The sequence below is a fragment of the Pseudomonas sp. ICMP 8385 genome, assembly GCF_002699915.1.
Classification (GTDB): domain Bacteria; phylum Pseudomonadota; class Gammaproteobacteria; order Pseudomonadales; family Pseudomonadaceae; genus Aquipseudomonas; species Aquipseudomonas gessardii.
In genome coordinates this window covers 572,212-580,644 of sequence record NZ_LKBY01000001.1, presented here as the reverse complement: position 1 = coordinate 580,644, position 8,433 = coordinate 572,212, and the positions used below count along the sequence as shown (strand labels likewise).

General features: G+C 59.5%; 7 protein-coding genes. 4 read left to right on the top strand and 3 right to left on the bottom strand.

The annotated features are described in order from the left end of the window. Nucleotides 1–676: 676 nt before the first annotated feature. Nucleotides 677–1,972 (top strand): OprD family porin, encoded by a 1,296-nt coding sequence (locus AO268_RS02790; RefSeq protein WP_076961903.1) that lies wholly within the window; start codon nucleotides 677–679, stop codon nucleotides 1,970–1,972. A gap of 176 nt (nucleotides 1,973–2,148) precedes the next feature. On the opposite strand, the gene AO268_RS02785 is transcribed toward AO268_RS02790, so the two are convergent. Continuing rightward, nucleotides 2,149–2,991 (bottom strand): mechanosensitive ion channel family protein, encoded by an 843-nt coding sequence (locus AO268_RS02785; protein ID WP_076961902.1) that lies wholly within the window; start codon nucleotides 2,989–2,991, stop codon nucleotides 2,149–2,151. Between the two features lie 129 nt (nucleotides 2,992–3,120). Further along, nucleotides 3,121–3,606, bottom strand: coding sequence for a YajQ family cyclic di-GMP-binding protein (locus AO268_RS02780; protein WP_057440144.1), 486 nt, complete (start codon nucleotides 3,604–3,606; stop codon nucleotides 3,121–3,123). A gap of 137 nt (nucleotides 3,607–3,743) precedes the next feature. Between AO268_RS02780 and AO268_RS02775 the strand changes: the two genes are divergently transcribed. From AO268_RS02775 to AO268_RS02765, 3 genes are read left to right on the top strand one after another with little or no spacing between them, the layout of a single operon-like run. Continuing rightward, a complete protein-coding gene (locus tag AO268_RS02775; protein ID WP_099167843.1) occupies nucleotides 3,744–4,661 on the top strand; it encodes a putative 2-dehydropantoate 2-reductase in 918 nt (305 codons plus the stop codon). Nucleotides 4,662–4,707: 46 nt separating this feature from the next. Then, nucleotides 4,708–6,744, top strand: a complete 2,037-nt coding sequence (locus AO268_RS02770; RefSeq protein ID WP_099167852.1) for a sensor histidine kinase — start codon at nucleotides 4,708–4,710, stop codon at nucleotides 6,742–6,744. Between the two features lie 2 nt (nucleotides 6,745–6,746). Further along, on the top strand, nucleotides 6,747–7,325 hold the full coding sequence (locus AO268_RS02765; RefSeq protein ID WP_032862480.1) for a cob(I)yrinic acid a,c-diamide adenosyltransferase: 579 nt from the start codon (nucleotides 6,747–6,749) through the stop codon (nucleotides 7,323–7,325). 126 nt (nucleotides 7,326–7,451) lie between these two features. On the opposite strand, the gene AO268_RS02760 is transcribed toward AO268_RS02765, so the two are convergent. Continuing rightward, nucleotides 7,452–8,396, bottom strand: coding sequence for a Nudix family hydrolase (locus AO268_RS02760; protein ID WP_076961899.1), 945 nt, complete (start codon nucleotides 8,394–8,396; stop codon nucleotides 7,452–7,454). Nucleotides 8,397–8,433: the final 37 nt, after the last annotated feature.

Below are 8,433 nucleotides of genomic sequence, written 5' to 3'. Positions count from 1 at the left end.
CTCGTCGAATTGATTGTTTTTTGATCATTTGGCGAGTTTAAAAGTTGCGCTAGGTGGTATGCCGGGGAAATACATGGCTACTTCAGACCATCCTGAGCAAGGACTATCCGCCGATTACTCACTTTCAAGGGTGAACCGGTAACATTTCTGACAGTCGCATCTTTTTATCCGTTCAAAATCCCGCACAACCACGCCCAAAAATTCCAAAAAAAACCACGCGAAACGCCCGTGGCCATGAGCCTTTCACAAATCCAGCACATTTTTCACGAAAAAATGACATCCGCCTGGCCGTTTGTGCACGCTTGTTGCATTCACTCCCATATCGTCGACAACCACACCTGCCAGGAAGGCAGTGTTTCACGATAAAAAGAACAGTGAGTCAATACATAAATAAAAAGTTTTAAACTTTGAGAAGGGTATTTCCTACCCTTTTCCAGGGTATTAAACACGGTATTGAAGTTGTCAGTCTGGTTACAAAAAGACTGTAGATTTGCGACATGGATCTAGCAATTTACGACAGCCTCGTAAAGAAGCAGAAAGGATAGATGTGCAAGTATCGCCAATTATTGCCAGCGTGCTATAAGTTTACGTTGTCACAAAAAAGAAAGAGCCGCCCAGACAAAAAAAATCAGGTGGGACGGCAGTACTCTTCCTAAAACCAAAGGAGCAAATCACGATGCGCGTGATGAAGTGGAGCATGATCGCCCTGGCTGTTTCAGCAGGCACCTCGCAGTTCGCAATGGCATCCGCTCAAGATGATGCCAAAGGCTTTGTTGAAGACAGCACCTTCAGCATCAACACTCGCCTGCTGAACTTCCGCCGGGACAACCGCAACAACGAAACCGGCCAAAGCTACAGCAATGAAACCGGCCTGGGCTTCAACGGCCTGTACCAATCGGGCTTCACCCAGGGCACCGTGGGTGTGGGTGTTGACGTGATTGGCCTGCTGGGCGTGAAGCTGGACAGTGGCAAAGGCCGTAATGGCACTGGCTTGTTCCCCGAAGGCTCGGACGGCCGCTCGCAGGATCAATACTCCAAGGGCGGCGGCGCCATCAAGTTCCGCCTCTCCAATACCGTGCTGAAAGTCGGTGACCAGTACACCACCGCACCGGTGTTCGCGTCCGACGACAGTCGCTTGCTGCCGGAGCTGCCACAAGGTATCTCGCTCGTCAGCAACGAGATCAAGGACCTCAAGCTCGAAGCCGGTCACTTCACCTCCAGCGTTGCCCAGGCCCAGACCTTCAAGGACAGTATCCTCGACTTCCCTGAAACCTCCCGCGGCATCAAGCAAGCCAACTTCGTGGGTGGCACCTACGGTTGGACGCCTGAGTTCACCACCAGCCTCTACTACTCGAAAGTCGAAGACTACTGGCGCAAATACTACGCCAACGTCAACTGGACCCACGCCCTGGGCGCTGACCAGTCGGTGGCTGTCGACTTCAACATCTACGACACCAAGAGCGAGGGTGCCGGCCTGCAACGCGCCTACAAAGACGACGTTACCAAAATCGACAACCGTGCATTCAGCTTGCAGGGTGCCTACACCATCGGTGCGCACACCTTCACCCTGGCAGCGCAGAAAGTCACCGGTGATGGCGACTACGCCTACGGCATCGATGGCGGTGGCACCGTCTTCCTGGCCAACTCCGTCGCGCGCTCCGACTTCAACGCCGAAGGCGAGAAGTCGTTCAAGGCTCGCTACGACCTCGACATGGCCACCTTCGGTGTACCAGGCCTGAGCTTCCTGGCAGCTTACGTAACGGGTAGCGGCGCCAACATGGCCACCACCTCGAACGGTAAAGAGTGGGAACGCGACCTCGAAGCCAAGTACGTGATCCAGAGCGGCCCGGCCAAAGACCTGAGCCTGCGTATTCGCCAAGCGACTTATCGTTCGTCTGATGGCGTTTACTACGGTTCTTCGTCTATCGACGAACTGCGCCTGATCGCGCAATACCCGCTGAACATCTTGTAATCAACGATGCCCGAGGGCTTTGGCCCTTAATAAAAAAGCCGCTCACTTTTAATCCGTGAGCGGCTTTTTTATTGCACTTATATTTCTACCGACCAAATAACTAGCAAGCTAACTATCGAGTTTATTATTGCGCTCAAACTTGACCCTTCAGCCAAGTTTGATCCTCGCTTCGCTTATTACTTGGCAGAGGCTTCCTGCATCACGCGAATAACGCGCTGCGGGAATGGGATATCAATCCCGGCCGCTTTCAAACGATCCCGCGCCAGTTCATTGAACATGAACAGCACGTCCCAATAATCCGCAGTCTTGGTCCATACCCGGAGGGAAACCGTGATGGAACTGTCGCCCAGGGTCGAAATCACGGCAACCGGCTCAGGGTCTGCCAGAACCCGTGGGTCCTTGGCCAGCTCCAGCAACACGGCGCGAGCCTTTTGCAGGTCGGCTTCGTAGTCGACCCCCACGTCAAATATCACCTTGCGGGTCGGCTGGCGATTGGTATTGGTGATAATGCCGTTGGACAAGATGCCGTTAGGCACGATGACCGTCTTGTTATCGCCGGTACGGATCACCGTGTGGAAGATCTGGATGCTATCGACGGTGCCCGAGGTGCCCTGGGCTTCGATCCAGTCACCGATACGGAATGGCCGGAACAGCAGGATCAGCACACCGCCAGCAAAGTTGGCCAGGCTACCTTGCAACGCCAGGCCGATGGCCAGGGTCGCGGCACCAATTGCGGCAACGAACGAGGTGGTTTCAACGCCGATCATCGAGGCTACGCTGACAATCAGCATCACCTTGAGCACGATGTTCGCAAGGCTGGTCACAAAGCCCTGCAATGCCAGGTCGGCATTGCGCAGGGCCAGCAGGCGCCCTACCTTGTGAGTCAGTTTGTTGATCAGCCACCAGCCAATGGCCAGGGTCAGCACCGCCAGCAATACCCGGCTGCCGTATTCCATGATCATGGGGACCCAGGCTTGGGAAGCCTTGATCAATTGATCCACTTCAGCGTTCAAGTCCATCTAGATTCTCTCTGTTTACCGAACTGCAATATAAGTCGCCACAGCAATTGAGCCCCGAAGGGCTCAATCGTTTCTGCAGAGGCTGGGGCGTGGGACGTCGAAAACCCCTACGGGTTCCCCAAAACCGGATCAGTCGCGGAAGTTATTGAACTGCAGCGGCATATCGAAGGTCTTGGCGCGCAGGGCGGCAATCGCGTCCTGCAAGTCGTCGCGCTTCTTGCCGGTGATACGCACCTGCTCGCCCTGGATCGCGGCCTGGACCTTGAGCTTGGCATCCTTGACGTGAGCGACGATTTTCTTCGCCAGCTCCTTGTCGATACCCTCCTTGAGCACGGCTTCCTGTTTCATCAACTTGCCCGAAGCGTAGGCATCCTTGACTTCAAGGCACTGCACATCGATCTTGCGCTTGACCAGGGCCAGCTTGAGGATCTCGATCATCGCTTCGAGCTGGAAGTCGGCTTCAGCGGTCAGGTTGACCGTCAGTTCCTTTTCCTTGAACTCGAAGCTGCCCTTGCCTTTCAAGTCATAACGACGGTCCAGCTCCTTGACGGCGTTCTCGACGGCGTTGGTGACTTCGTGCTTGTCCAGTTCAGATACCACGTCGAACGACGGCATGTAGTTTCTCCAATAAAAAAGGGGCGCGGCTCAGTAGAGATGGAGCGCGCCTGGCTTGCGGGTAAAATGCCGGGGCATTATAACGACTCTTTACCCCGAGCTGCTTGGCTCACCCAAAGGCCGACGGAGCAAAATTGATGTCCACCCCCTGGCATATCCTCGGCGCAGGCAGTCTCGGCACATTATGGGCCACACGCCTGGCCCGCGCCGGCCTGCCCGTCACGCTGATCCTGCGGGATCAGGCGCGCCTGGCCAGCTACCGGGCCTCTCCCGGGCTGACCCTGATCGAGCAGGGGCATGCCCAGGTTTATCCGGTGATTGCACAAACATCCGACAGCCCCGAGCCAATTGATCGCCTGCTGGTCGCGTGTAAAGCCTACGACGCACCTGGCGCCGTCGCACAACTGGCCCGACGCCTGACACCCAACGCCGAGCTGATCCTGCTGCAGAACGGCCTGGGCAGCCAGGATGCAGTTGCCGCCCAACTGCCCCAGGCGCGCTGTATCTTCGCCTCCAGCACCGAGGGTGCATTTCGCCAGGGCGATGGCAGCGTGGTCTTCGCCGGCCATGGTTTTACCTGGCTGGGTGACGCCACCCATCCCACGGCGCCGCTGTGGCTGGACGACTTGCACGCTGCCGGCATTGCGCACCAGTGGAGCACCGACATCCTCACGCGCCTCTGGCGAAAACTGGCCCTCAACTGTGCGATCAACCCACTGACCGTGCTCTATCAATGCCGCAATGGCGGGCTGCAGGCGCATCAATGCGAGGTGGCAACCCTGTGTGCCGAACTCGCCGAACTGCTGGCATGCTGCGGCCAGCCTGCGGCGGCCGAGGACCTTCAGGCTGAAGTGGAGCGGGTGATCCAGGCGACGGCAGCCAATTTCTCGTCGATGTATCAGGATGTGGCCAATGGGCGGCGCACCGAGATCAGCTATCTGCTCGGCCATGCCTGCCAGGCGGCCTTGCGCCATCGCCTGAGCCTGCCACACCTGCAACAACTGCATGTGCGCCTGGCCGGCGACCTGGACGCACGCGGATTGCCCAGCGACTGAGGCACGCGCTACCCTGCCCACTTGATCCTTGCCTGCGAACAACCTGATGCCACTGCGCCAGCGTCTCGAAAATCTCCCCGTTGGGCAGAAACTGCTGGCGGCCCTGCTGGTACTGCTGACCACCGTGCTGCTGGTGGCCAACCTGACCTTTATCAGCGCCGCCTACTGGATTTCCCAGGAAAGCATGGCCCCCCAGGCGTTGCAGGCCATTGGCCGGCTGGTTTCCAACCCGGCCCTAGCCGCGCAAGCCCTGGACTCTCCCGCCGAGGCCGACGCCCTGCTCAATGAGCTGACCAGCTATTCGCCACTACGGGCCGCAGCCCTGTACGACGCGCAAGGCAATCGCCTGGCGCAGCTACAACAGGGTGACCGCCTGCAACTGCCGATGCACTATCGCGATATCGAAGCCTGGCGGATCACCGAGTTTCGCAGTAACCAAGTCATCACCCTGCCCCGCCCCGGCCTGCCCTCGGGGCATCTGCTGCTGGTGGCCAGCAGCGAACTGCCGGTTGCCTTCTACACCGGCACCCTGACCGCCAGCCTGGGTATCCTGATTTTCAGCATCCTGCTGTGGATGGTCATTGCCCGGCAAATCAAGCGCCTGATTACCCGCCCCATCCACGAGCTGGAAGAGTTGTCGCGCCAGGTGACCCGCGAAGAGAACTACGCCCTGCGGGCCAGTCGCGGCAACCATGACGAAATCGGCAGCCTGGCCGAAGCGTTCAATACCATGCTGTCGCGCATCGAAGCCCGGGAGCAGCAGCTCAAGCGCGCACGGGACGATTCCCAGGCCGCCTATGACCAGGCCCAGGGCCTGGCCGAGGAAACCCGGCATACCAACCGCAAGCTGGAGCTGGAAGTGCAGGTGCGCAGCAAGATCGAGAAAAAACTCACCGGTTTCCAGAATTATCTCAACAGCATCATCGACTCCATGCCCTCCGCCCTGATCGCCCTGGATGAGCAACTCTACGTCACGCAATGGAACCAGGAAGCCAGCGCCCTGTCGGGCACACGCCTGGACGAAGCGCTGAACCAGCCGATCTTCCTTGCCTTTGAACCGCTCAAGCCCTACCTGCCCCAGCTCAAGGCTGCGGTGGAACAACACACCGTGGAACGCATCGAGCGCGTCACCTGGGTCAAGGACGACGAACCCAAGCACTATGCCCTGACCTTTTACCCGCTGATGGGCGGCGCCGGGCGCGGGGTGGTGATCCGTATCGATGACATCACCCAGCGCCTGTCCCTTGAAGAGATGATGGTGCAATCGGAGAAGATGCTGTCCGTTGGCGGGCTGGCGGCGGGCATGGCCCACGAGATCAACAACCCCCTGGGGGCAATCCTGCATAACGTACAGAACATTCGCCGGCGCCTGTCGGCGGATCTGCCGAAAAACCAGGAGCACGCCGAACAGGTGGGCGTGGAACTGGAAACGGTCAACCGCTACCTGCAAAGCCGTGAAGTGCCGCAACTGCTTGACGGCATCCAGCAAGCCGGGGCCCGCGCGGCAAAAATCGTCACCCATATGCTCAGTTTCAGCCGCCGCAGCAACCGCCAGATGGCACCGTGCGATCTGCCGGCGCTGATCGACCAGGCCGTGGAGATTGCCGGCAACGACTTCGACCTGGCCATCGGTTTCGACTTCAAGGGCCAGGCGATCACTCGCCAGTTCGACCCATTGCTGGGCCCGGTCCCAGGCACCGCCAACGAGTTGGAACAGGTACTGCTCAACCTGCTGAAAAACGCCGCCCAGGCCATCCACCTGCGCGAAGACGACAGCGAGCCGGGGCGCATCATCCTGCGCACCCGGCTCAACCCGCCCTGGGCCGAGATCCAGGTGGAGGACAATGGCATCGGCATGAGTGAGAACGTGCGCAAACGCACGTTCGAGCCCTTCTTCACCACCAAGGAGATCGGCCAGGGCACGGGGCTGGGCCTGTCGGTCTCGTACTTCATCATCACCAACAATCACAAGGGCCAGATGGAGGTTCACTCCACCCTGGGCCAGGGCACCTGCTTTACCTTGCGCCTGCCGTTGGCCGGCAGCCAGCTTGCCCCCCACGAACTGACTCAACTGGAGCACTGACCATGGGCTTTCGCCTGTCGAAAATTTACACCCGTACCGGCGACAAAGGCGAAACCGGCCTGGGTGACGGTCGCCGCGTGCCCAAGGATCACCCCCGGGTGGAGGCGATCGGTGAAGTGGACAGCCTCAACAGCCAACTGGGCCTGCTACTGGCCGGGCTTGAGGAGCAAAGTGGCCAGCATCCAGCCCTGAAGGATGTGATCGAGGTACTGACACCCTGCCAGCATCGACTGTTTGACCTGGGGGGCGAGTTGGCGATGCCGGTCTACAAGGCACTTAATGCGGGCGAGGTGGACCGCTTGGAAGCCGCGATTGATCGCTGGAATGAAGAAGTCGGGCCATTGGAAAACTTCATCCTGCCCGGCGGTTCAGCGCTGATTGCCCAGGCCCATGTATGCCGCAGCCTGGCCCGCAGCGCCGAGCGGCGTTGCCAGCAATTGAATGCGCTGGAACCGTTGGAGGGGGTGGGGTTGGCGTATATCAATCGGTTATCGGACTTACTATTTGTGGCAGCGAGGGTGATTGCCCGGCGGCAGGGGGTTGCGGAGATTTTGTGGCAGGCGGCGGCCAAGCCGCACTGAGATTCTGCGGGGTTTTGTATTGCCTGATGGGACCTCATCGCGGGCAAGCCCGCTCCCACATTTTGATGTGTGAATACATTCCAATGTGGGAGCTGGCTTGCCTGCGATGGGGCCAGCACTGACGACTCACACCTCAGGCCAGAACGCCCGAATTCCCGCAACACCCTGCGCCCCGCTCTCCCAGGCCTTCTGCCGCTCGTCAGGCCCAACCCCACCCAACAGGAACACCGGCTTGCTGAAGCCCTTGATCAACTGCGCCGCCTGCTCCCAACCCAAGGGTTGCGCATCGGGATGAGTCTGGGTCGGCTGCACCGGCGACAGGGTGACAAAATCCACATCCATCAATTCGGCCAGTGCCAGTTCCTCGGCATTGTGGCAAGACGCCGCCAACCAGCGGTCCTTGGGCAGCGGCCGGCCCTTGCTGGCGTACTTGCGCAGTTGCGCCGAGGTCATGTGCCAGCCCGCCGCAGGGAAGTCACCGAGCCATTCAAACGGCCCCTTGAGCATCAATTGCGCCTTGCCAGCACACAGGCCCACGGCGTCCACCGCCAGATCGCGGTACTTGGGGTCGTAGCCATTGGGCGCGCGCAGCTGGATCAGCTTGATGCCACCGGCAATGGCTTTCTGGATACCACGCAACAGCACCGGGGTTTCCAGTTCGCCCGGGGTAATCAGGTAGTCGGCGGGCAAACGCGCAGCCGCAACGATGGGTGCGTTGGCCGCTGGAAATTCGTAGTTCTGCAAGTCCCGTGGCGCGACCCATTCCAGGGGCTGCCCTTCCGCGCCATGGGGCTCGCCGGTAAACGCCGAGACCTCCCAGACATCCAACAGCACCTGCTTGTCCGGGTAATCATGCTGGACCTGGATCAACGGCCGCGCCGTGGTGACCTGGATGCCCAACTCCTCTTGCAGCTCTCGCCCCAGTGCAGTGACAACCGACTCATCGGCCTCCACTTTGCCACCGGGAAACTCCCAGAGGCCACCCTGGTGCTGGGTATCTGCACGACGCGCCAGCAGAATCCGGCCATCGGTACCGCGAATGACTGCGGCTGCTACATGAACTCGTTTCACGGTATTACGTCCTCTAAGCCGGCGCCTGCCGGGGCAT